A 22810-nucleotide genomic window follows, 5' to 3' on the forward strand; every position below is an offset into this window, starting at 1 on the left:
CGGTTACCCCTCGGGAGCCCGCCGTGTCCCTGCCCCTGTCCCGCCGCCGCCTGCTGACCGCCGGCGGTGCCGGCCTCGTCCTGGCCGGTCTCGCCGACCCGTTCCGTGCCGGCCCCGCCCTCGCCGCCGTCACCACCGCCGACCTGGTCGTCTACGGCGCCACCTCCGGCGGGTTGGCCGCCGCGATCACCATGCGCCGTCTCGGCCGCACCGCCGTGGTGGTCGAGCCCACCAACCACGTCGGCGGGTTGAGCACCGCCGGGCTGGGCGCCACCGACACCGGAGTCCAGGCGTCCATCGGCGGCCTGGCCGCCGAGTTCTACCGCCGGGTGTACGTCAAGTACCACGGCGGAATCCTCACGCCGACCTCGCCGCTGCGGATGACGTTCGAACCGCACGTCGCCGCCGACGTCTTCGCCGACCTGCTGGCCGAGGCGGGCGTCCCGGTGGTCGTCAACGCCCGGCTGTCCGGCCTCGGCCGCAGCGGCAACCGCATCACCGAGCTGCGCACCGAGGACGGGTCGATCTACCGCGGTGGCGTGTTCGTCGACGCCACCTACGAGGGTGACCTGCTGGCCATGGCCGGGGTGGGGTTCACCGTCGGACGGGAGTCCAACGACACCTACGGCGAGACGATCAACGGGGTGCAGTCCCGCAACACCCACCAGTTCGCCTACCCGGTCGACCCGTACGTGACGGCCGGTTCGCCCGCCAGCGGTCTGCTGCCGGGGATCTCCGCCACGCCGCTCGCCCCGCAGGGCAGCGGTGACGACCGGATCCAGGCGTACTGCTTCCGGATGTGCCTGACCCAGGCGTCCAACCGTATCCCGTTCGCCAGGCCGACCGGCTACGACCCGATCCGGTACGAGCTGCTGCTGCGGCACATCCAGGCCGGCTACACCGGGCCGTACTTCACCACCCACTCCATCGGCGGCGGCAAGACCGACTCCAACAACAACGGGGCGGTCTCCACCGACCACATCGGGTCCAACCACTCGTACCCGACGGCGAGCTGGGCGGCGCGGGAGGGCATCATCGCCGAGCACCGCACCTACCAGCAGGGGCTGATGTGGTTCCTGGCCAACGACCCCCGCCTGCCGACGTCGGTACGCGAGTCGACCGCCCGGTGGGGGCTGCCGGTCGACGAGTTCACCACCACCGGTGGATGGCCGCCGATGCTCTACATCCGTGAGGCGCGCCGGATGGTCTCCGCGTACGTGATGACCGAGCACGACTGCCGCGGCCGGGTACGCGCCGCCGACTCGGTGGGGCTGGCCAGCTACACGATGGACTCGCACAACTGCCAGCGGGTGGTGGTCGACGGCCGGGTGCGCAACGAGGGGGACGTGCAGATCGGGGTGCCCGCGCCGTACCCGGTGAGCTATCGCGCGATCGTGCCGCACCAGGCCCAGTGCGCGAACCTGCTGGTGCCGGTCTGTCTCTCGGCGAGCCACATCGCGTACGGCTCGATCCGGATGGAACCGGTGTTCATGATCCTCGGGCAGGCCGCCGCCACCGCCGCGTCGCTGGCGCTGACCGGGAACGTCGCCGTGCAGGCGGTGTCCGTACCCGCCCTGCAGGGTCGGCTGCGCCAGGACGGCGCGGTGCTGGACTGGGCGCCCGCCGGCGAGGTGATCCTGGACAACGCGGCGGCCAGCGGGATCACCCGGGCCGGGACGTGGTTGCGTAGCACCAGCATCGGCGGCTACTACGGCTCCGACTACGAGCACGACGGCAACGTCGCCAAGGGCGTCAACCGGCTGCGGTTCCGCCCGACACTGCCCGCCGCCGGGTCGTGGACCGTGCAGTTGCGCTGGACCGCCGATCCGAACCGCGCGACGAACGTGCCGGTGGACATCGCGTACTCCGGGGGGTTGATCACTCGGACGGTCAACCAGCGACAGTCCGGGGGCCAGTGGGTGCCGCTGGGCACCTACCCCTTCACGGCGGGCAGCGACGGAAGCGTGCTGATCCGTACCGAGGACACCGACGGCCACGTGGTCGCGGACGCGGTGCGCTTCGTCCGTGCCTGACCGAGGGCGGGTGCCGGGTCGACCCGCGCGAGTGGCGGCGCCACCAGCAGCGGGTCGACCTGGATCACGTCGATGCCGAGCGGGCGCAGCATGCCGCGCAGTGCCGACTCGCAGAGCTCCTCCCAGGGCTGCTCGGCACCCATGGCGGCGACCAGCAGCTCGGGTCGCGTGAAGGCGATGCCCAGCCGCAACCCCTGCGGCGAACGGCCGGTCCGCACCGTCCGCACCAGCCGTCCCGGCAGATCGCGCACCGGAACGGCATAGATTCTCGGGGCCTCGTCCATGGGTTCGTCCTCTTCATTCCTGCCGCGGAGGCGACATTTGTCTGCTGTGGGGCACCCGCTGTGCGGCTCATGCGACGGACACCACCCACGCCGGGGCGTCCTTCGCGGTACGCGGGTCCGCCGGCGAGGTCAGGTCGAGCGCCCGGAGGACGTAGTTGGCCACGGCCACCTCCACTCCGGCGCGCAGGCGTAGGTCGGCCACGGCGCGGTGCAGCACGGTCATGCTGTCGGCGGAGAGCCGCACCACGGCGTCGACTTCGGCGGCGATCCACCACGCGGCGACGGCGCACGGCTCGTGCCGCAGGTACTCCACCAGGTGACTGCCCGGCGCGGACGGGCCGAGCCGGACGCTGACCAGCGCCTCGTGTCGCCGCTCCGGCTCGTCGGCCCCCGTCGCGGGCTCGCCGGGGTCGCTGTCTGTATCGGTGCCGGGCGGCAGGTTTCCGCGTTCCCAGCGTGTCATCCGCCAAGGACTCATGGGCCCATCGTCATCACCTGACGACGGCGGTGCACCCGTTGATACGCCGTTTCGACGGGCCACCACCAATTCTTGACGCCGCGTTCACGCGGCGCCGGCCTGCGCGCCGACACGGCGGGTAACGTTCCGGACGGACCAAGATCGGCGTACGAGGAGGCTCCGGTGCAGACGACGACGGTGGACATCCCGACCAGTGACGGAGTGGCGGACGCCTCCCTCACCCGGCCCGACGGGGACGGCCCGTTCCCGGCGGTGCTGCTCTTCCAGGACGCCTTCGGCCCGCGTCCCCGCCTCGTGGAGATGGCCGAGCGGATCGCCGCCCGGGGCTACCTCGTGCTCACGCCCCACCTGTTCTACCGGGCCGGCCGGGCACCCCTGTTCGACCTGTCCCGACTCGGCGAGGCCGACCAGCGCGGCGCGATCCTCCAGAAGATCATGCCGCTGGTCGCCTCGCTGACGGCCGACGTGGTCAGCCGGGACACCGCCGCGTACCTCGACTTCCTGGCGGCCCGTGACGACGTCCGGCCGGGTCCGGTCGTGATCACCGGCTACTGCATGGGCGGTACGAACGCGCTGCGGGCCATCGAGGCGCACCCGGACCGGATCGCCGCGGTGGCCAGCTTCCACGGCGGGCGGATCGTCACCGACGCTCCGGACAGCCCGCACCTGGGCGTCGGCTCGATCACCGGCGAGGTGTACGTCGGGCACGCCGACGAGGACCAGTCGATGACGCCCGAGCAGATCGCGACGCTGGAGAAGGCGCTCGACGCGGCCGGTGTGCGCTACCGCTCCGAGGTGTACGCGGGCGCGCACCACGGCTTCACCATGGCCGACTCGGCCGTCTACGACGAGCGGGCCACCGAACGACACTGGGCCGCCCTGTTCGACCTGCTGGACCGGACCCTGCCGGCGAGCTGAGGAAACCCGTCGGGCCGGTCGTCAGCCCGGCGAGCTGCCGCCGTTGCGGGACCGGCCGGGCGTGCGGGTGGTGACACTGAACCGACCGTCGGACTCCATCCGCACTTCGTGGACGTCCTCGAGACTGCTGATGCCCTGCTCCCTGAGCTGGGTGTGCAGTTCCTCGTCGGTGATCAGCTCGCGACGCATGTTGCGCCGCAGGATCCGCCCGTCGCGCACCAGCACCAGCGACCCGGGCCGGATCAGCCGGGCGGCGACCGACCAGCGGTAGGCGACGGCGTTCAGCACGTACGACCAGCCGATGATGACCGCGACCAGCAGCACCCCGTCGGTGATCGTGGTGTACCCGCCCGACATGCCGTTCTGGGCGGCGTCCGCGAGCAGCACGATCACCAGCAGGTCGGTGACGCCGGTGGTGCCGCTCTCCCGCTTGAGGATGACCCGCAACAGCGCGAAGAGCGCCAGGTACATGACGCTTCCCCGGACCACGATCTCCAACAGCGGGGTGTCCGGGACGAACAGCTTCTCCCAGTCGGCCACCTGTGGGGCTACCCGCCGGTCGCCCCACCATGCCTGCCGATCCGCGCCACGGTCGGCACTCGGGTGCGGGTCAGCGGCGCAGCAGCACCGGCCCGGCGTCGATCCGGGTGCGGAACAGCGCGTACGGCTTGCGCCGCAGGTCCTGACCCCGCTGGTACTGCGACTGCCGGTGCAGCTGGTTGGCGGTCACGTAGAGGTACCCGTCGGTCGCCACCGACATGGTGTCCGGCCAGAGCAGCCGCGGGTCGTGGACCACCGTCTCGTACTCGCCGTCCGGCCGCCGACGCAGCACCGCGTTGTGCTCGTAGGCGGTGAGGTAGAGCCGCCCGGCGTCGTCGGACTCCAGCCCGTCCGACGCGGTGCCCTTGTCCCCCTCGTCGACGACGGTCGCCGCGACCGCCTCCTGGGTGACCGCCGGGTCGGCCAGCGCCTCGGTGGAGACGCTGTACCAGCGGCGGGACGCCAGCGGGCAGTAGTGCAGCCGGGTGCCGTCGGCGGAGATGGCGATGCCGTCGGAGCCCATCGACACCGGCTTCGGCGGCCCGTCCGCCGGCCGCTCCAGGAACGGTCGGCCCTCGACCACCGGGCGGAACGTCGTCAGCGGCTCCGCCTTCGTGGACGGGTGGTCGTGCAGCCGCCGCCAGGACGCCCCACTGGCCAGGTCCACCACGATGATCCCGTTCGGCCCCGAGTCCGCCGAGTCGGTGATGTACGCGACACCCGCCTCGCCTCGCCGGAGGTCGAAGCGGACGTCGTTGAGGTACGTCGTCGGCAGCGCCACGTCCGCCGGAAAGGTGATCACCTGGGCGACCGTGTCGGTGTCCAGGTCGACCCGGACCAGTTTCGGCCCGCCCGGCTTCGTCGGCTGGAACATGGGGCTCCCGGTGTCCAGCACCCACAGCCGGTCGGCCGGGTCCACCACGATGCTCTGCACCGAGACGAACGCTCCGGCGTCGTCGTCGCCCGACGGGTCGTTCCACGCCTGGTCCGGGTAGGGCACTTCCCGGCCGTCGCGCAGCTCGACGACGGTCGCCGGCACCTCGTCGCCCCACTTGGGGAAATTGACGAAGATCCGGCCCCGGTGCGAGACGCTCACCCCGGTCGGCATCGGGCCGGTGAAGGTGTGCACCAGCTCCAGCTCGCCGAGCGGCTCGTCGCCGACCGGCCCGTTCATGACGCCCGCACCCGCATCGTCTCGCCTCCCGCCGCTCGGTCTGCCCCGCGCCTGTCGCGGGTGACCGTCGGTGTCGCTATTCCCACCCGGACGCCCGGTACGCCTGTCAGGTGTGCGGGCGCCCGACCCCGGGGCCGTACGCGGCCCGCTCGACGAGCGACTCGGCGACCTCGCGGAGCTTGCGGTTGGAATCCTGGGAGACCCGGGCCAGGATGGCGAACGCCTCGTCGGCGGTGCACCGCTGCTGGCCCATGATGATGCCCTTGGCCTGCTCGATCACCGCCCGGCTGCGCAGCGCCGCCTGCATCTGCTGGGCGAGGGTGGCGGTGCTCTCGTAGAGGTGGGCGTTGGCCAGCGCGACGGCGGCGTACCCGGCCAGTGCCTGCGCGAGGCCGACCACCTCATCGAACGCCGACCGGTCGGTGCCGTAGAAGTTCAACGCCCCGACCACGGCGTCCTGGATCGGCAGCCCGATCGAAAGCGAGCTGGCCACCCCGGCTCCGCTGGCCCGGCTGGCCCACTCCGGCCAGCGCCCCTCGACCGTCAGGTCCGGCGCCAGCATGGCCGTACCGGTGGTGGCCGCGTCGAGGCAGGGACCGCGTCCCTGCTCGTACTGCCAGGTGTCCAGGGCGAGCGCCAGCTCGCCGGTGTACGCGGCGGTGTAGGCCTCGCTGCCTTGGACCAGGGTCACCGACACCTGCTCGGCACCGGGGACGGTCTGCTTGGCGACCTCGACGACGTTGGTGAGCACGGTGTCCAGATCAGCTTCGTCGAGCTTGATCCCACCGAGCCTGATCAGGGCTTCGGTGAGGTCCAGGGGTGTCTGCGGCATGCGGTCTGACATCCTTGCGGAACCGGCGCGGTCGACCTCCGGTGGAGCTGGACAGCGCGGGGCGGGGCGGCCTGCGTTCGCGGACCGCTGTGCCGATCCGGGGGATCGGGAACCGGCGCCGCTGCTTGACGCTCGCTCCAGACGCCCCGATCGGGGCGTCAGCTACAGGAGCAATACTCTACGACCCGACCGGTGCGCGGGATGACAGGGCGGGCCGCCTGCCGGTCTCCGGCGGCCGTTCGCCCCGCGTGCCACACTTGCCGGGTGTGCCGCCGTTCGGCGGCAGGCCGGTGGGCGCCCCCGAGGCTAGCCGCTCACCGCGGTGTCCCGCCTCTGGACCGACGTTGTCGCCAGATCCTTCGCAGCCGATGTCCCGGCCACCGTCGGGTGGTCGTGTGGCAGTCCTGAACGATCTACCCAACGCCGGTACCGCCTGCGCCGAGGGCCGGCAGTTCGCCGAGGAGCAGCTGTGGCGGTGGCGGGTGCCGATCCAGGCTGCGGACACCTTGGTGCTGCTGGTCAGTGAGATCATCGCCAACGCGGTGCGACACGGCCCGCCGCCGGTGTGCCTCGAACTCAGCCTGCACCCGGACCGGGTCCGGCTGGAGGTCACCGACTCCAGCCTGGTGCCGCCCGTGCTGCGGCGCCCGCAAGCCCGGGAACTGGGCGGACGGGGCCTGTGGCTGATCGACACGTTGGCCGCGAAGTGGGGATGGTTCGGTCGCCCACCCGGCAAGGTCGTCTGGTGTGAGATCTCGATCGCCGACCAGCTCCTCCCCGAGGCGCCCTGAGCCGGCCGCACCTCGTGCCGCACGGCCGACGCCGATCTCGATCCGGAGCGTAGGGTGGGGCCCCTGTAGCCCACACCCGCGCGGGGCGTGGCGAGCCGACGCCGGAGTGGGGCGCCGGTCCCGGTGCCGCCGGTGGTGGCCCGTGCAGCGGTCCGCGACCGTGGGCTGCCAACGCGCGTGTGCCCCGGCATGGTCGGGAACGCCGCTCCGCAAAGGACCTCGACGCCGTGGCGCATCCGCCGATGGACCCCGCTGACGCGTTCGCCGAACTGGGCCGGATCCGTCTCGGCGAGGTCGACCTGGCCGACGTGCTCCAGCGGGTGGCCGACCTTGCGAAGCAGACCGTGCCGGACGCCCTGGAGGTGTCGGTCACCCTGGTGCGTGTCGACGGGGCGCAGACCGCCGCCTTCACCGGGGAGCTGGCCCGCGAACTCGACGAGTGGCAGTACGCACAGGATCGGGGTCCCTGCCTCGACGCTGCCACCAGTGGAGGCAACCTGCGGGTGCCCGACGTGACCGTCGAGGAGCGCTGGCCGGTGTGGGCCGACCGCGCCCGGGCCGCCGGGGTGGGCAGCTCGCTCTCCGTGGGCCTGCCGATCCAGCAGGCGGTGGTCGGCGCCCTCAATCTCTACGCCGAACGCCCGCACGCGTTCGACGACGAGGCCGTCAGCCTCGCGGGGACGTTCGCCGGCTACGCGGCCGTCGCGCTGGCCAACGCCCACCTGTACGACAGCACCGCCGCGCTGGCTCGACAGATGCAGGCGGCGATGTCGAGCAGGGCCGTCATCGAGCAGGCCAAGGGGATCATCATGGGCCAGCGGCGATGCAGCGCCGACGAGGCGTTCGCGATGCTCGCGAAGACGTCGCAGGAGACCAATTCGAAGCTACGGGACGTGGCGGCATCGCTCGTCCGGCGGGTCAGCCCGGGTAGCTGAGAGCCGACCCTGCGACGACTCCGGCCTCGCGTGCCCGCCGCCCGTCGCGTGCGGCGGGCGGGTCGGCGACACCGAGCTCCTGCCGCACTCCGGCCAGGGCCAGGATGTGACGCACGGTCGGCGACAGGTCCCGCAGGGTGAACTGACCGCCCCGGTGCAGCGCCAGGTGACGGGCACGGAGCAGCGCGGTGATCCCGTGGGCGCCGAAGTAGGTGACCTCCGAGAGGTCCAGTGCGATCCGGGGCGGCGGCCTGCCCGGCAGGCGGCCGACCAACTCGACGAGCAGGTGGGCGTTGCTCATGTCGATTTCGCCGGCGACGCGGATCTGGGTGGTCGGACCTTGTCTGGCGCAGGTCAGCGACATGATGGACGAGGTCGCCTCCGGCCCTGTCCCCTGGTGGGGAGATCCGCACGGAAGCTGGTGGGGTGACATCGCGCCTCCCGCATGACGACGGACGGCTTTCCCGACCTCAGCGAGGCTGTGGCGGGACGGCCGGCGGAGGGCGCATGTCTTGACCCGTCCCGACCGTACTCCGCTGCTTCGGTCGCCGCACCATTCGCGCGGGTTTCGTCCCGTCGATGGGACCACGGTGGGTGCCGGGCCCGACGGGGCCGCACCGCTCGTCAGGTCGCGGGGTCGGCGGCGGCTGACGCGGTGGGCAGACCGGGGACCGGGACGTCCACGGCGAGCAGGGCGCCGTCCGCCGGTCCTGCCGGCGTCAGCCCGTGCCGGGCGGTGCCGACGAAGAGCCGGCGCAGGTCGGGGCCGCCCAGGCAGATGCCGGCCGGCTGGGTCGCCGGCAGGCGAATCTCCCGGTCCAGCGTGCCGTCCGGCCGGTAGCGGCGCACCGCCGAACCGCCCCACAGCGCGACCCAGAGGTGGCCCGCCGCGTCGACCGTCATCCCGTCCGGGCCGCCCTCTCCGGCGGCCAGCCGCAGGAACGGCTCCCGCCCGTGCAGGTCACCGGTACGTGGGTCGACGGTGAAACGGTCGACCTCGCCGCGCGGCGAGTCGGCCAGGTACATGGTGGTGCCGGCGGCGTCGAACGCCGGGCCGTTCGGCACGGTCAGCCCGGTCACCGCCGGCGCCGGCGCCGCGCCCGGAGCCAGCCGGTACAGCGTGCCCCCGCCGGGCACCCCGGCGTACGTCATGCTGCCGGCCCAGAACCGACCGTGTGGATCGGCGACCGCGTCGTTCATCCGGGTCGGCTCGGAAGCGTCGCCGACGAGATCGACGACCGGCCGGGGATCACCGGTCGCGGGCAGCAGGGCGACGCCGGTCCCGGCGGCGGCCAACCAGTCGCCCGGACTGTCGGTAACCGGGGCGACCGCGCCCAGCGGTACGGCCAGCCGGCGCAGCTCCCGCAGCGGGCCCGGCCGGTCGCCGTCGGTCTCCAGCAGTCGCCCGGCCAGCAGGTCGACCAGGACGAGCCGGTCGGCCACCCACCGCAGCCCTTCGCCCAGCTCCAACCGGTCCGCGCTCCACACGGTCGGTTCGGTCAGCTCCATCTCGCTCCTCCAACGATCGGCGTGGCGGTCGCCCCCAGTGGTCAGCGCACGGTCCCGCCGGGCCCGTGGTCGAGCAGCGCCAGCTCCGCCCGGTCGGGCAGGCCCTCCCAGTCGCCCCGGGTCGCCACCGCGAACGCGCCGGTGGTGACCGCCCGGTCCAGCCGGGCCGCGGCGTCGGCCCCGTCCAGCCAGCCGGAGAGCAGCCCGGCCACGAAGGCGTCGCCGGCGCCGACCGTGTCCACCACCGGCACCGTCCGGGCCGGGCGGTGCACCGTGCCGAGAGCGCTGTGACTGGTCGCTCCACCGGCGCCGTGCTTCACCACGACCTCGCCCACCCCGGCGGCTAGAAGCGCCGCGGCCGGGTCGGCCGCGTCGGTCAGCACGGCCAGTTCGTCGTCGGAGGCGACCACCAGGTCGATCGAGGGCAGCAGCGGCCGCAGCGCGTCGGCCGCCGCGGCGATGGTCCAGAGCCGGTTGCGGTGGTTGACGTCCAGGCAGACGGTGCTGCCGGCCTCGCGGGCGAGGCGGACCGCCGCCACCACGGCCTGGTACGGCTCGGCGCCCAGCGCGCAGGTGATGCCGGTGACGTGCAGCAGCCGGGGCGGTGGCCCGGGCGCGTCGAACGCGGCGAGAACGTCGGCCGGACGCAGTCGGGAGCCGGCCGACCCGGTGCGGTGGTAGGTGACCCGGTTGATGTCGGCGACCCGGGCTTCGAAGAGGATCAGCCCGGTGGGGGCCGCCGGGTCGACCCGGGACCAGGTCAGGTCGACGCCTTCGGCGCGCAGCGTACGGCGGACCAGCTCACCGGGCTCGTCGGCGCCGGTGACCCCGACCCAGGCGGCCCGGTGGCCGAGCCGGGCCAGCCCGATCGCCACCGTCGACTCGGACCCGGCGACGGAGATACCGGCGGTGCCGCCCAGCCGCAGCGGGCCGGTGGTGCGGAATGCCGCCATCGTCTCGCCGAGGGTGAGCAGGTCGGTCACGGCCGGACCGCCGAGAGGAAGGCGGCGGCGCGCTCCCGCAGCTCCGCCGGGTCGCCGCCGCGGACGGCGTCGCCGAGCAGCGGGGAGCCGACGCCGACCGCGACCGCTCCCCGGTCGAGGTAGCGCCGCGCGCCGTCCGCGTCGACACCGCCGACCGGCACGAACGCGGTGCCGGGGAACGGGTCGCGCAACGCGCCGAGATAGTCGGGTCCGCCGAGGGAGGCCGGGAAGAGCTTGACCGCGGTGGCCCCGCCGTCGGTGGCCTGCACCACCTCGGTGGGGGTGAGCGCGCCGGCGAGCACCGGCAGCCCGAGCCGGCCGGCCTCGGCGAGGCTCGGTGCCAGTGCCGGGGTGACCAGGAAGCCGGCGCCGGCGTCGGCCGCCGCCCGGGCGTCCTCGGCGCTGAGCACGGTGCCCGCGCCCAGGCCGAAGCCGGGCCCGAGGGCGGCCCGGGCCCGCCGGATGGTGCCGAGCGCGTCAGCGCTGGTCAGCGAGACCTCGACGAGCGCGACGCCGCTCTCGGCCAGGGTGAGTACGGCGGCCAGCGCGGCGGCCGGGTCGGGGCCGCGCACGATGGCCAGCAGCCGGTGCGTGCGCAGCTCGTCGAGCAGGTTCATCGAAAGCGTCCTCAGTGGAGTCGGTGGGCGGAGACGGTGAGTCGCCAGGCGACCTCACCGGCGGGCGGGACGACCGCCGCGTCGGCCGGGCCGGCGTCGGTCAGGTCGAAGGCGGCGCCGAGCATCGGTTCGACTCCGATGCTGCGGTAGGGGGCGGCGGCGGGCCAGCCGTTGAGGTTGCGCCAGAGGGCGGTGCTGCGGGGTTGGTCGGCGCACTCCAGCTCCAGCGTCAGCCGGTCGGCGCCGTCGGTCACCTGGACCCGGGGGCAGTCGAGCAGCACCGCGCCGAGCGCCGTGCCGTCGTCCGGGCCGAGGGTGTCGAGCCGCAAGCCGGCCGGTGCCGGCCATGACCCGGTCAGCCACGGACTGCCGGTGGGCCACGCGCCCGGGGGCAGCAGCGCGGCAGCCTCCGGGTGCAGGCGGGTCGGGGTGCCGGCGGGCGCGTCGAGGCGAGCCGCGGGGGAGAGGTCGAGCAGGGCGTGTGCTGCCCAGACGAACCGGTGACCGGGGTCGGCGGCCAGCCGGTAGTCGGCCACCACCACGCCCTCCCGGTCGGTGATCCGGCGGGTCAGGGTGAACGTCGGGCGCTCGACGACCAGGGTGTCCGGCCCGGCCACCCGCCACGGCCGGGACCACACCTCGCCGTGGTCGGGGCGGCCACGCACCGTGGGCAGGCACTCCTCCAGCCCGCCGGCGTCGACGAACGCGTCGTCGGGGCGTACCTCGTGTCGGCCGGGCTCCGGGCCGTGCCAGAGCCATTCCCGGCCGCCGCCACGCAGGCTGGTCCACCGGCCGCCGTGCGCCGCGTCGTACGCCGCCCGCAGCGGCACGGGCACGGCCACCCCGGTCACCATTCGGCGAACGACCCGTCGCGGTGCTGCCAGACCGGGTTGCGCCAGGCGTGCGGGGTACGGGCGGCCTGACGGACCGCCGCCTCGTCCACGGTGATGCCCAGACCGGGCCGGTCGGGCCGGGCGATGTGCCCGTCCACGAACCGGAAGGGCTCCGGGTCGACGACGTAGTCCAGCAGCTCGGAGCCGGAGTGGTAGTGGATGCCGATGCTCTGCTCCTGGATCAGGAAGTTCGGCGTCGCGAAGGCCACCTGGAGGCTGGCCGCCAGGGAGATCGGGCCGAGGGGGCAGTGCGGGGCGAGCAGCGCGCCGTACGTCTCGGCCAGCGCGGCGATCCGACGGACCTCGGAGATCCCCCCGGCGTGCGACAGGTCCGGCTGGACGACGGCGACGCCGGCCTGCAACGGAGCGAGGAACTCGGTGCGGCCGTAGAGCCGTTCGCCGGTGGCCACCGGGATCGGCGTCGCGGCGACGATGTCGCGCAGGTGGTGGGCCTGGTCGGGCAGGACCGGTTCCTCCACGAAGAACGGACGCAGGGGGGCCAGTTCGGGCAGGATCCGGCGTACCGCGGCCAGCCCGGCGCGGCCGTGGAAGTCCAGCGCGATGTCCCGGTCGGCGCCGAGCACCTCCCGGGCCGCGGCGACCCGGCCGATCACCGCGTCCACCTCGGCGGGGGTGGGGATGGCGGAGAGCCGTCCGCAGGCGTTCATCTTGACCCCGGTGAGACCGGCGGCGACCTGCGCGGCGGCGCTGTCGGCGACCTCGTCGGGCTCGTCGCCGCCGATCCAGGAGTAGACCCGCACCCGGTCGCGGACGGCACCGCCGAGCAGGGCGTGCACCGGTGCCCCGTACGCCTGCCCGGCGATGTCCCAGAGTGCCTGGTCGAGGCCGGCGACCGCGCTGGAGAGGATCGGGCCGCCACGGTAGAAGCCGCCCTTGGTGAGGATCTGCCAGTGCTGCTCGATCCGGAGCGGATCCTCACCGATCAGATATTCGGAGAGCACCTCGACGGCGCTGCGCACCACCTCGGCGCGCCCCTCGACCACCGGTTCACCCCACCCGACCAGCCCGTCGTCGGTCTCCACCCGGCAGAACAACCACCGTGGCGCGACCAGGAAGGTCTCGATCCGCTCGATCTTCACCGACTGCCCCTCTGTCCCCGTGCCTTTTCCACGTCCCGGACGGCCTTGTCCAGCAACTCACGCATGGCGGTCTCGGCCGCCGTCTCGTCCCGGGCGCGCAGCGCGTCGACCACCGCGCGGTGGCTGGGCACCGGGTCGTCGTGCGCGGCGCCGCCGTGCACCAGCCGGTCCCGCTCGGCGAGCCCGGTCTCCATCACCACCTCCATCACCACCTCCATCCGCTCCAGCAGCTCGTTGTGGGTGGCGGCGAGCAGCGCGCGGTGGAAGGAGAGGTCGGCGGCGACGGCGGCGGCGGGATCGCCGTTGGCCTCGGCCATCTCGGCCAGCGCCCGGTCGAGGGCGGCCACGTCGTCGTCGGTGGCCCGGCTGGCGGCCAGCCGCGCGGCGGCCGGCTCGATGATGGCGCGGACCTCGTGCAACTTCTCCAGCAGGCGCTCGTCGGGGCCCTCTGCGAACTGCCAGCGGATCACGTCGCCGTCGAGCAGGTTCCAGTCCGCCCGGGGCCGGACGAATGTGCCGCGCTTCTGCCGGGCGTCGACGATGCCCTTGGCGGAGAGCACCTTGAGCGCCTCGCGCAGCGCCGTCAGGCTGACGTCGAACTCCTCCTGCAACGCGGCGATGTTGAGGGTCGCCCCGGCGGCGATCTCACCGGTGAGGATGCGTCGGGCGATGGCTTCGACGGTCTGCCCGTGGACGCCTCGGCGTGCGTACTGTGCCAATGCTCTCCTGGCCTTCTCGCTGGTCGGTATCGATCTCTCAGGCCGAGGCTTTCACCGCGGTCCAGCCACCGTCCACCACCAGGCTCGCGCCGGTGACGTAGGCGGCGTCCGGTGAGGCGAGGAAGGCGACGGTCGCGGCCACCTCGTCCGGCGTGCCGAACCGCTTCGCCACGGTCTCCGCGACGCTGCGCTGGCGGTCCTCTTCGGACACGTCGGCCCAGGCGCCGGTGAGGATCGGCCCGGGCAGCACGGTGTTGACGCGCACCTGGGGGCCGTACTCCACGGCGAGTTGGCGGCCGAGTGCGACCAGGCCGCCCTTGGCCGCGGCGTACGCGGGCCGGCCGGGCAGCCCGACGAGGGCGTGCACCGAGGAGACCAGCACGACCGCGCCCGCGCGCGCCCGCAGGTCGTCGAGACAGGCGCGGACGCCGAGGAAGGAGCCGGTGAGGCTGACCGCGATCTGGTGGTCCCAGGACTGCCTGCTGGTCTCGTGGGCGGGTGCGACCTGGACGGCGTACGCGTTGCTGACCAGGATGTCCACCGGGCCGAGGTTGCCCCGTACCGCCGACACGGCGGCCGCCCAGTCGGCCTCGTCGCTGACATCGCCCACTACGGACAGTGCTCGCGCGCCCTGGGCGGTCAGCTCCTCGGCCAGCGGGGTCGGGTCGCAGACGTCGAGCAGCGCGACCGCCGCTCCCTCGGCGGCGAGCCGCCGGGCGGTGGCCGCACCGATGCCACCCATTGCGCCAGTGACCAGCGCGTTCCTGCCTTCAAGCCGGCGCATAGGCTGATCCACCTGACCTCGCCCCTGATCTCATCTAATCATTAATTACGAAGATATCTTGACAGCCGGCGAGGGCCGATGCAACCTTCTCGTCACACACATTCACCTGGCCGACACATCGCGTCGTGACGCTACGTGTCGTAGAGGAAGGACACCTCCGTGAGCGACTTCGACCCCGGTCGCCGGCGATTCCTTGGCCACCTCGGGCTCGCCGGCCTGGGCGCGCTCGGCGCCAGCTCGTTCCTCAGCGCGTGCGCCAGCTCCGCCAGCGGGCCGACGACGGGCAACGGCTCCGGCGCGGTCACCATTCAGTCCAATCTCTCCTCGCCGCAGGCCAAGGCAGCGATGGAGAAGCTGATCGCGAACTTCAACGCGCAGGGCAAGGGCACCGCGAGCCTCAACACGATCGCCTCGGAGACCTTCCGCACCCAGCTCCCGACCTACCTGACCTCGGCCAACCCCCCGGACCTCTACACCTGGTACGCAGGCTCGGTCGCCAACGACTACGCCAGCCGCAACCTGCTGCTCGACGTCTCCGACGTCTGGAAGTCGCTGGGCGACTACCCCCAGTCGCTGCGCACCCTCTCCACCGACGCCAGCGGCAAGCAGATCTTCGTGCCGATGAACAACTACTGGTGGGGCTTCTTCTACCGCAAGTCCAACTTCGCCAAGTGGGGCGTGCAGGAGCCGAAGACCTGGACCGAGTTCCTGGCCCTGTGCCAGACGCTGAAGAGCAAGGGCGTCCCGCCGATCGGCATCGGTCTCGGCGACACCCCGTGGGTGGCCTCGGCCTGGTTCGACTACCTCAACATCCGGATCAACGGCGCCCCGTTCCACCGGGAGCTGCTCGCCGGCAAGCAGCGCTTCGACGACGCCAGGGTCAAGGCGGTCTTCACCCGCTGGCGCGAGGCCCTGCCCTACTTCGACCCCAAGGGCAAGGCGTACCCGTTCCAGGAGGCGACCACCGCCCTGCTGGCCGGCAAGACCGGCATGTTCCTGATCGGCACCTTCTTCGCCGACGCGGCACCGAAGGACGCCCTCGGCGACCTGGACTTCTTCCGCTTCCCGATCATCGACCCGGCGGTGCCGCTGGCCGAGGAGGCCCCGACCGACGGCTTCTTCGCCAGCGCGAAGACCGCCAACCCGACCGGGACCAAGGCCCTGCTCACCTACCTCTCCGGGGTCGAGGCCCAGGAGGCGTACGTCAAGGCCAGCTCCGGCATCGTGCTGCCGGCCAACCCCAGGGCCAAGGCGTCCGACTCGCCGCTGGTGGTCAAGGGCAAGGCGATGCTGGACGAGGCCAAGGAGCTGACCCAGTTCTTCAACCGCGACTCCAGCGACGCGCTCCAGCCGACCGCGGACACCGCGCTGACCAAGTTCATCGACAAGCCGGACCAGATCGACGCGATCCTGCGGGAGTGGCAGGCCGGCGCCGAGAAGGTCTTCAAGGGCTGACGTGACAGCAACAATCTCCACGACTCCGGTCACCCCCACCCGGCGGCGGCGACGGTCGCCCCGACTGTCGCCGCTGCTGCTGGCGTTCGTCCTCGTGCCGTTCGCCGTCGAGAGCGTCTGGGTCTTCTGGCCGGCGCTCCAGGGCTTCTGGTTCTCGCTCACCCGATGGGACGGGATGTCGCCGCCGACCTTCGTCGGCGTCGACAACTACGTCGAGATGGCCGGTGACGCCACCTTCCGGGGCGCGCTGCTCAACACGGTGATCTGGCTGGTGCTCTTCGGCGGCCTCTCGGTGCTGGGTGGCTTCGGCATGGCGCTGGTCCTGCAGAAGGAGCGGCGCGGGGTCGGCTTCTACCGGGCCGCGTTGTTCACCCCGGTGGTGTTCTCGCTGGTGGTGACCGCGCTGGTCTGGCGGGTCTTCTACCAGCCCGACGGCATCGCCGACACGCTGCTGCGGGCCGTCGGCCTGGAGCACCTGATCCGGCCCTGGCTCGCCGACCCGCAGACCGCCCTGTACGCGGTGATCCTGCCCGCCCTGTGGCGCCAGATCGGCTACGTGATGGTGCTGTTCCTGGCCGGGCTCAAGGCGATCGACCCGGCGCTGCACGAGGCGGCCCGGATGGACGGCGCCAACGCCTGGCAGCGGCTGCGGCACGTCACGATTCCCCAGCTCAAGGGGGTCAACGCCGTCGTGCTGTCGGTCATCGTGATCGACTCGCTGCGCTCGTTCGACATCGTCTGGTCGCTGACCAAGGGTGGGCCGTACCACTCGTCGGAGCTGCTCAGCACCTACATGTACTCGACCGCGTTCCAGAGCCTGCGGCTGGGTTACGCCTCCGCGATCGCCGTCGTGATCTTCGTGCTCGCGCTGGCCGTCATCCTCGGCTACCTGGTCCGCGCGTTCCGGGAGGAAGCGTGATGAACAAGCTCCGCACCGGGTCCTTCCACACCGGCATGATCCTGCTCTCGCTGCTCTGGCTGGGCCCGGTGCTCTGGGTCGTGGTGATGTCCACCCGGTCGTTCGACGACATCGCCGCGCACGGCGTCGGCAGCCTGCCCCGGTCGTTCACCCTGGACACATACCGACAGGCGTGGACCGACGGCGGCGAGCTGCGCGCGCTGATCAACAGCATGCTGGTCACCGTCCCGTCGGTGGCGTTGAGCCTGGGGCTGGCCGCGATGGCCGCGTTCGCGCTGAGCCGCTTCCGGATCCCCGGCCGGCGGACGATCCTGCTGCTGATGCTCGCCGGCAACCTGCTGCCACCGCAGATCCTGCTCATCCCGGTGGCCAAGTTCAGCGAGCTGACCGGCCTGTACGACACGCTCTGGGCGCTGATCGCGGTGCAGGTCGGCTTCGGGCTCGGTTTCTACACCTTCGTCCTGCACGGTTTCATGCGGGACCTGCCGGGCGAGATCCAGGAGGCGGCGACGATCGACGGCGCCGGCACCGCGCAGATCTTCACCCGGGTGATGCTGCCGCTGACCCGGCCCGCGCTGGCCGCTCTCGGCGCGCTCTCCTTCACGTGGATTTTCAACGACCTACTCTGGGCGATCACCGTGCTACGTACCGACGACAACATGCCGGTCACCCCGGCTCTGCTCGCACTCCAGGGACAGTTCGTCTCGTCCTGGAACGTCATCGCCGCCGGTACGGTCATCGCGGCCGTCCCCACGGTCGCGGTCTTCCTGCGCTTCCAGCGGCACTTCGTCTCCGGCCTCGCGCTCGGAGCGGTCAAGTGACCGCCGCGACCCCGCAGCGCTGGACGCTGCGCGGCGCGCACACCGAGTACACCGTGACGGTGCCCGCGCACGGCCGCTGGCTGGAACTGGTCGCGTGGGGTCCGCAGGGTGTCTCCGAGGGGCCGTCCCCGGTCGCCTACGACGGCCCGGTGCCGTTCCTCACCGCCGGAGACGCGGCCCCGATCGAGTACGCCACCGACGCCGACCGCCCGTTCACCGGCGCCGACCTGGTGATCGAGACCTCGAACGGGCAGCGCCGGGTGGGCTTCGCGCACACCGACGTACGGGCCGACGCCGACCAGCGGGAGCTGGCGGTCGGGTTCGCCGACCCGGTCACCGGGCTGCGCGCCACCGTGCACTACCGGGTGCCCGCCGGCACCGACGTCGTGCAGCGGTGGGTCGAGCTGACCAACGACGGCACCGGGCCACTGCGGGTGGTCCGGGCCGGGTCGGCCGGGTTCTGCGTACCGACGCCGCACGGCGCGCTGCTCAGCCACCAGTGGGGGCAGTGGGAGCAGGAGTTCCAGCTCTCCCACGTCGAGTTGGGCCACGGCACGTTCAGCATCGGCAGCTCCCAGGGCGTGCCCGGGCACCTGCACGTGCCCTGGCTGGCCGTGCGCGACACCGCCGAGCCGGCCGGCCCGGCCTGGGGGATGGCGTTGGCCTGGACCGGTTCGTGGGAGATCAGCGCCGAGCGGGACACCGGCGGGCTGACCCGGGTCCGGGTCGGCCGTCAGTTGGTCGACGGTCCGCTGGAACTGGCCCCCGGCGAGGTGCTGACCCTGCCGGTGGTCACCGGGGCGTACAGCCCGGACGGCCTGGACGGGCTGGCCCGGGTCTGGCACACCCACCAGCGGCTGCTCGCCGGGGAACGGCTCACCCCACGCCCGGTCCTCTACAACTCGTGGGAGGCCACCTACTTCGCCGTCGAGGCGGAGAGCCAGTTGGCGCTGGCCAGGATCGCCGCCGACCTGGGCGTGGAGACGTTCGTGGTGGACGACGGCTGGTTCGTCGGCCGCGACGACGACACCGCCGGCCTGGGCGACTGGACGCCCGACCCGGCGAAGTTCCCCTGCGGGTTCGACGCGTTCATCGCCGACGTCCGCGCACTCGGGCTCAACTTCGGGCTCTGGGTCGAGCCGGAGTGCGTCAACCCACGGTCCTCGCTCTACGCCGAGCACCCGGAGTGGGTCTACTCCGTCGACGGCCGGCCGCTCACCCCGGTCCGCAACCAGTACCTGCTCGACCTGGGCCGGCCGGAGGTCGCCGAGTTCGTCCACTCCACCGTGGACGGTCTGCTCCGCCGGTACGACATCGACTACCTGAAGTGGGACTTCAACCGCCCACGTACCGAGCCGGGGCGGCCGGACGGGGTCGGCCCGCTCGACCTGGACGGCGCGCACGTGGCCAACCTGCACCGGATCTACGAGCGGCTGCGTCGCGACCACCCCGACGTGCTGATCGAGGCGTGTGCCGGCGGGGGCGCGCGGACCGACCTGGCGATGGCCGCGCGGGCCGACGTCTTCTGGCCCAGTGACAACACCGGCCCGCTGGACCGACTGGCCATCCAGTACGGGTTCCTGCACGCCAACGCCCCGCACCTGCTCAGCTCCTGGGTCACCGACGCGCCCGGCCTGTTCGACCCGCGTCCACGCTCGCTGGCGTTCCGGTTCGTGCTCGCGATGGCCGGGGTGCTGGGCATCGGCGCGGACATCCGGGCCTGGACACCGGCGCAGCGGGCCGAGGCGGCCGGCTGGATCGCCCGGTACAAGGAGATCCGGGACGTCGTCACGCACGGCGAGGTGCACCTGATCGGCGGCCCCGACCAGGCCCGTTGCGCGGTGCAGTACACCGCGCCGGACCAGCGCCGGGTGGTCGTGCTGGCCTGGCACACCGGCCGGCTCGACGGTGCCGGCCTGCTGCCGTCCCGCCCGGTGCGGCTGCCACTGCGCGGCCTGGACCCGACCGGCCGGTACCGGCACGGCGACCGGCACTACTCCGGCAGCCACCTCAGCGCGGTGGGCCTGCCGGTGCAGTGGAGCCCGACCCACGACGCCGACCTCATCGTGCTGCACCGCGACTGAGGTCGGAGCACCACCACACCCCACCCTCCGAGGGACAGGAGTACCCCCATGCGCCTGATCCGACCGCTGACCGCTGCCCTGGCCGTTTTCGGCCTGGGCCTGGCCAGCCCGATGCCGGCAATGGCCGGCCCACCGCAGGCCCACCCACCCACGGCCGGCCACGGCGGGCCGGGTAGACCAGGTCACGCCCCGGCCGCCACCGGCACGGAGGACCAGGGCGCGCCGACCTTCTTCAACAGTGGGCTCGCGCCGACGCCCTACCAGGGCTGGAACACCTACTTCGGTCTCGGTGGCGATCCCACCGAGGCCGAGGTCAGGTCGGTCACCGACTTCATGGTCAGCAGTGGCCTGCGTGACGCCGGCTACACCTACGTCTGGATCGACGGCAACTGGGCCGCGCCCACCCCGCGTGACGAGGCCGGCCGGCTGGTCGCCGACCCGGCCCGGTTCCCCGGCGGGATGGGCGCGCTGGCGGCGTACATCCACAGCAAGGGGATGAAGGCCGGCATCTACACCGACGCCGGGCCGTACCTGCCGGGCCAGTGTGGGCTGGGCAGCAACGGCCACTACCAGGCCGACGTGGCCCAGTTCGCCGGCTGGGGCTTCGACGCCCTGAAGGCCGACTGGCTCTGCGGCCGGGCCGCCGGCCTGGACCCGGAGGCCACCTTCCGCCAGCTCGCCGAGGCGGTACGCCAGTCGCCCCGACCGATGCTGCTCAACATCTGCAACCCGGTCAGCTCGGACTGGGGTGGCGGGCCGTACACCCCGGAACAGCTCTCCACCTGGACCTACACCTACGCGCCCACCATCGCCGACTCCTGGCGGACCTACACCGACGTGGGGCTCACCGACCCGACGCCGCAGTGGGCGTTCCCGTGGGTGCTGCGCAACATGGACGTCAACGCGTACCACCCGGCGGCCACCGGGCCGGGGCACTACAACGACCCGGACTACCTGCTGCCGATGCGCCCGCTGCCCGGCGGCGGGTACGAGCTGAGCCTCGAGGAGTCCAAGACGCAGCTCGGCATGTGGTCCATCATGGCCGCACCGCTGGTGATCGGCTCCGACCCGCGCGGCCTGCCCGGCGAGATGATCTCGGCACTGACCAACCCGGAGATCATCGCGGTCAACCAGGACCCGCTGGTCCGGCAGGGCGTCAAGGTCGCCGACACCGGGGTCGACGCTCAGGTCTGGAGCAAGGTGCTGACCGGCTCCGGCCGGCGGGCTGTCGCGCTGCTCAACCGCCACGACACCGCGCAGACGATCACCGTGAACTTCGCCGACGTCGCGCTCGGCGAGTCGGTGCGGGTCCGTGACCTGTGGTCCCGTACCGACGTCGACGCCGCACCGGCCACCGCCGGTGTCCAGCCCTTCACCGGCTCGTACACCGTCGAGGTCCCGGCGCACGGGGTGGCCATGCTCGGCCTGAGGGGCACCGACCAGGTCGCCGGCGCCAGCCTCGGCGGCACCGCCAGCGCCAGCCCGGCGCTGGTCCGGGTGGACGACACGCACGCGGTCGCCTTCGTCCGCAACGCGCAGGGCGCCCTGGCGGTCAACACCCGCTCCGGCGCGACGTGGGGGACCGGCTGGACGGCGCTCGGCGGCCCGGTCGGCGGCCGGATCCTCGGCCAGCCGGCGGCCTACGCCTCGCCCGGTGGCCGTCTCGACGTCTTCGTCCGAGGCACCGACAACGCGGCCTGGCAGCGCAGTTTCGTCGCCGGAGCGTGGGGGCCGTGGCGCAGCCTCGGCGGCACGGTGACCGACGGACCCACGGTGGCCTGGACCAGCCCGACGCAGTGGACGCTCGTCGTCCGCGGCGCCGACGGCAAGCTCTGGTCGCGGACCCCGAGCACCGGCTGGACCGGGATCGGCGCACCCGAGGACCGTCCGTTCTACGGCCGGCCGAGCGCGGTCGTCGATGACGCCGGCGTGCTGCACGTCGCGGTCCGCAGCCGGACCGACGAGGTGTGGTGGCGCAGCCGCACCGGCACGACCTGGTCGGCCTGGACCAGCGTGGGTGGCACCACCAGCGGCAGCCCGACCCTGCTCGCCACCGCCGGCCGGGTCTACCTGTTCGCGCTGGCCGCCGACAACCGGCTCTGGCAGCGCAACCTGGTCGACGGGGTGTGGGGCGGCTGGTTCCGCCGTGGCGAGTTCGCCACCGACGCGTTCCGGGGCGCGCCGGCGGCCGCCGCCGGTGCCAACGGCAGCGCCTGGCTGGCCGTACGCGGCGTGGACAACCGGGTGCACCAGATCGTCCTGTGATCAAAGGTGGCGGGCCGCCGGCTGGCGGCCCGCCACCCGCACAGCGGTCGGTTCAGGCCGTGATGTGGCCGGATCGGCGCGCCTTCGAGCCCGCGGGGTGATGTCCGTCGTCAGCCGAGCCGGATGAGGCCCGGCCCGGCGGCAATGTCGATCTCGCCGTCGCCGATGTCGTGCCCGGCCTCGCAGCGCAGTACGGCCCGGATCGGGTGGCCACAGTCACGGTGGGTGGCGAGCAGGGAGGGACCGGCGTCGTCGGCGGCCCAGGTGTCACCCCAGTTGCGCAGCGCGGTGACGACGGGCAACAGCTCGCGGCCCTTACGGGTGAGTTGGTACTCGTGGCGGGTGCGCTGCCCCGGCTCCCGGTAGGGAATCCGTTCGAGCACGCCGGCGGCGACCAGCTCCTTGAGCCGCGCCGCCATGGCCGGCTCGCCGACTCCGACACGGCGGACGAAGTCGTCGAACCGGCGCGTTCCGAGCAGAGCCTCGCGCATGATCAGCATCGTCGACCTGCTGCCCACGATGTCCATCGCGCGGCCGATGGAGCAGTTCGCCGGTGACCAGGAGTCGCGGTCGTCCAGGAGGTCATCCATGACCACCAGCGTACGACCTGACTTGCGCAACGGCTAGTCAGGTGCTTCACTGGGCGCGGCTGGCTTTGCTGTCCGCAAGTCAGCCT

The 22810-nt window shown here is 72.8% G+C and carries 23 protein-coding genes; 9 read left to right on the forward strand and 14 right to left on the reverse strand.

Annotated elements, in window-relative coordinates:
- Positions 1–23 precede the first annotated feature (23 nt).
- Positions 24–2033, forward strand: coding sequence for an FAD-dependent oxidoreductase (locus tag ACTWLT_RS22185; RefSeq protein ID WP_445320040.1), 2010 nt, complete (start codon positions 24–26; stop codon positions 2031–2033).
- On the opposite strand, the gene ACTWLT_RS22190 is transcribed toward ACTWLT_RS22185, so the two are convergent.
- Positions 1934–2317, reverse strand: coding sequence for an SAV_915 family protein (locus ACTWLT_RS22190; RefSeq protein WP_445320041.1), 384 nt, complete (start codon positions 2315–2317; stop codon positions 1934–1936). The genes ACTWLT_RS22185 and ACTWLT_RS22190 overlap by 100 nt on opposite strands.
- A gap of 67 nt (positions 2318–2384) precedes the next feature.
- Positions 2385–2795: a hypothetical protein gene (locus ACTWLT_RS22195; protein WP_445320042.1), complete on the reverse strand. Its 411-nt coding sequence runs from the start codon at positions 2793–2795 to the stop codon at positions 2385–2387.
- Between the two features lie 162 nt (positions 2796–2957).
- Here ACTWLT_RS22195 and ACTWLT_RS22200 point away from each other — a divergent pair, with 162 nt between their 5' ends.
- Positions 2958–3713: a dienelactone hydrolase family protein gene (locus ACTWLT_RS22200; protein ID WP_445320043.1), complete on the forward strand. Its 756-nt coding sequence runs from the start codon at positions 2958–2960 to the stop codon at positions 3711–3713.
- A 21-nt stretch (positions 3714–3734) separates the two neighbouring features.
- Here the strand turns inward: ACTWLT_RS22200 and ACTWLT_RS22205 are convergent, their stop codons facing one another.
- From ACTWLT_RS22205 to ACTWLT_RS22215, 3 genes are all read right to left on the reverse strand, one after another.
- The gene (locus tag ACTWLT_RS22205; RefSeq protein ID WP_445320044.1) at positions 3735–4253 is read right to left on the reverse strand and encodes a DUF421 domain-containing protein; all 519 of its coding nucleotides are present in this window, start codon (positions 4251–4253) and stop codon (positions 3735–3737) included.
- Between the two features lie 70 nt (positions 4254–4323).
- Complete coding sequence (locus ACTWLT_RS22210; protein ID WP_445320045.1) at positions 4324–5427, reverse strand: L-dopachrome tautomerase-related protein; 1104 nt, start codon at positions 5425–5427, stop codon at positions 4324–4326.
- 106 nt (positions 5428–5533) lie between these two features.
- Complete coding sequence (locus ACTWLT_RS22215) at positions 5534–6259, reverse strand: GAF and ANTAR domain-containing protein (protein WP_445320046.1); 726 nt, start codon at positions 6257–6259, stop codon at positions 5534–5536.
- Positions 6260–6654: 395 nt separating this feature from the next.
- On the opposite strand from ACTWLT_RS22215, the gene ACTWLT_RS22220 reads away from it, so the two are divergent.
- A complete protein-coding gene (locus ACTWLT_RS22220; RefSeq protein ID WP_445320047.1) occupies positions 6655–7050 on the forward strand; it encodes an ATP-binding protein in 396 nt (131 codons plus the stop codon).
- 242 nt (positions 7051–7292) lie between these two features.
- Positions 7293–7985 carry a GAF and ANTAR domain-containing protein gene (locus tag ACTWLT_RS22225; protein WP_445320048.1) on the forward strand — a complete coding sequence of 231 codons (693 nt, stop codon included), beginning with the start codon at positions 7293–7295 and terminating at the stop codon, positions 7983–7985.
- Here the strand turns inward: ACTWLT_RS22225 and ACTWLT_RS22230 are convergent.
- The 8 genes from ACTWLT_RS22230 to ACTWLT_RS22265 all read right to left on the reverse strand — a co-directional run bounded on the left by ACTWLT_RS22230 (position 7969) and on the right by ACTWLT_RS22265 (position 14590).
- Entirely contained in the window at positions 7969–8418 is a 450-nt protein-coding gene (locus tag ACTWLT_RS22230; RefSeq protein ID WP_445320049.1) for an STAS domain-containing protein, read from the reverse strand. The genes ACTWLT_RS22225 and ACTWLT_RS22230 overlap by 17 nt on opposite strands.
- A gap of 191 nt (positions 8419–8609) precedes the next feature.
- A complete protein-coding gene (locus ACTWLT_RS22235) occupies positions 8610–9494 on the reverse strand; it encodes an SMP-30/gluconolactonase/LRE family protein (RefSeq protein WP_445320050.1) in 885 nt (294 codons plus the stop codon).
- Positions 9495–9535: 41 nt separating this feature from the next.
- Entirely contained in the window at positions 9536–10477 is a 942-nt protein-coding gene (locus ACTWLT_RS22240) for a sugar kinase (protein WP_445320051.1), read from the reverse strand.
- Positions 10474–11094 carry a bifunctional 4-hydroxy-2-oxoglutarate aldolase/2-dehydro-3-deoxy-phosphogluconate aldolase gene (locus ACTWLT_RS22245; protein WP_445320052.1) on the reverse strand — a complete coding sequence of 207 codons (621 nt, stop codon included), beginning with the start codon at positions 11092–11094 and terminating at the stop codon, positions 10474–10476. Before ACTWLT_RS22245 ends, ACTWLT_RS22240 begins: the two co-directional genes overlap by 4 nt.
- A gap of 11 nt (positions 11095–11105) precedes the next feature.
- A complete protein-coding gene (locus ACTWLT_RS22250; RefSeq protein WP_445320053.1) occupies positions 11106–11936 on the reverse strand; it encodes an aldose epimerase family protein in 831 nt (276 codons plus the stop codon).
- Between the two features lie 5 nt (positions 11937–11941).
- A complete protein-coding gene (gene dgoD, locus ACTWLT_RS22255) occupies positions 11942–13087 on the reverse strand; it encodes a galactonate dehydratase (RefSeq protein ID WP_445320054.1) in 1146 nt (381 codons plus the stop codon).
- Complete coding sequence (locus tag ACTWLT_RS22260) at positions 13084–13806, reverse strand: FadR/GntR family transcriptional regulator (protein WP_445320055.1); 723 nt, start codon at positions 13804–13806, stop codon at positions 13084–13086. Before ACTWLT_RS22260 ends, dgoD begins: the two co-directional genes overlap by 4 nt.
- A 37-nt stretch (positions 13807–13843) precedes the next feature.
- A complete protein-coding gene (locus tag ACTWLT_RS22265; RefSeq protein ID WP_445320056.1) occupies positions 13844–14590 on the reverse strand; it encodes an SDR family NAD(P)-dependent oxidoreductase in 747 nt (248 codons plus the stop codon).
- Positions 14591–14749: 159 nt separating this feature from the next.
- Here ACTWLT_RS22265 and ACTWLT_RS22270 point away from each other — a divergent pair, with 159 nt between their 5' ends.
- From ACTWLT_RS22270 to ACTWLT_RS22290, 5 genes are read left to right on the forward strand one after another with little or no spacing between them, the layout of a single operon-like run.
- Entirely contained in the window at positions 14750–16045 is a 1296-nt protein-coding gene (locus ACTWLT_RS22270; RefSeq protein WP_445320057.1) for an ABC transporter substrate-binding protein, read from the forward strand.
- Position 16046: 1 nt separating this feature from the next.
- Positions 16047–16964, forward strand: coding sequence for a carbohydrate ABC transporter permease (locus tag ACTWLT_RS22275; protein WP_445320058.1), 918 nt, complete (start codon positions 16047–16049; stop codon positions 16962–16964).
- A complete protein-coding gene (locus ACTWLT_RS22280; RefSeq protein ID WP_445320059.1) occupies positions 16964–17785 on the forward strand; it encodes a carbohydrate ABC transporter permease in 822 nt (273 codons plus the stop codon). Before ACTWLT_RS22275 ends, ACTWLT_RS22280 begins: the two co-directional genes overlap by 1 nt.
- On the forward strand, positions 17782–19869 hold the full coding sequence (locus ACTWLT_RS22285; RefSeq protein WP_445320060.1) for an alpha-galactosidase: 2088 nt from the start codon (positions 17782–17784) through the stop codon (positions 19867–19869). The genes ACTWLT_RS22280 and ACTWLT_RS22285 overlap by 4 nt, the downstream gene beginning before the upstream one ends.
- Positions 19870–19917: 48 nt before the next feature.
- Positions 19918–22134, forward strand: a complete 2217-nt coding sequence (locus tag ACTWLT_RS22290) for a DUF8189 domain-containing protein (protein ID WP_445320061.1) — start codon at positions 19918–19920, stop codon at positions 22132–22134.
- 110 nt (positions 22135–22244) lie between these two features.
- Here the strand turns inward: ACTWLT_RS22290 and ACTWLT_RS22295 are convergent, their stop codons facing one another.
- On the reverse strand, positions 22245–22724 hold the full coding sequence (locus ACTWLT_RS22295; RefSeq protein ID WP_445320062.1) for a winged helix-turn-helix transcriptional regulator: 480 nt from the start codon (positions 22722–22724) through the stop codon (positions 22245–22247).
- Positions 22725–22810 lie beyond the last annotated feature (86 nt).

This window comes from Micromonospora yongxingensis (assembly GCF_052601155.1).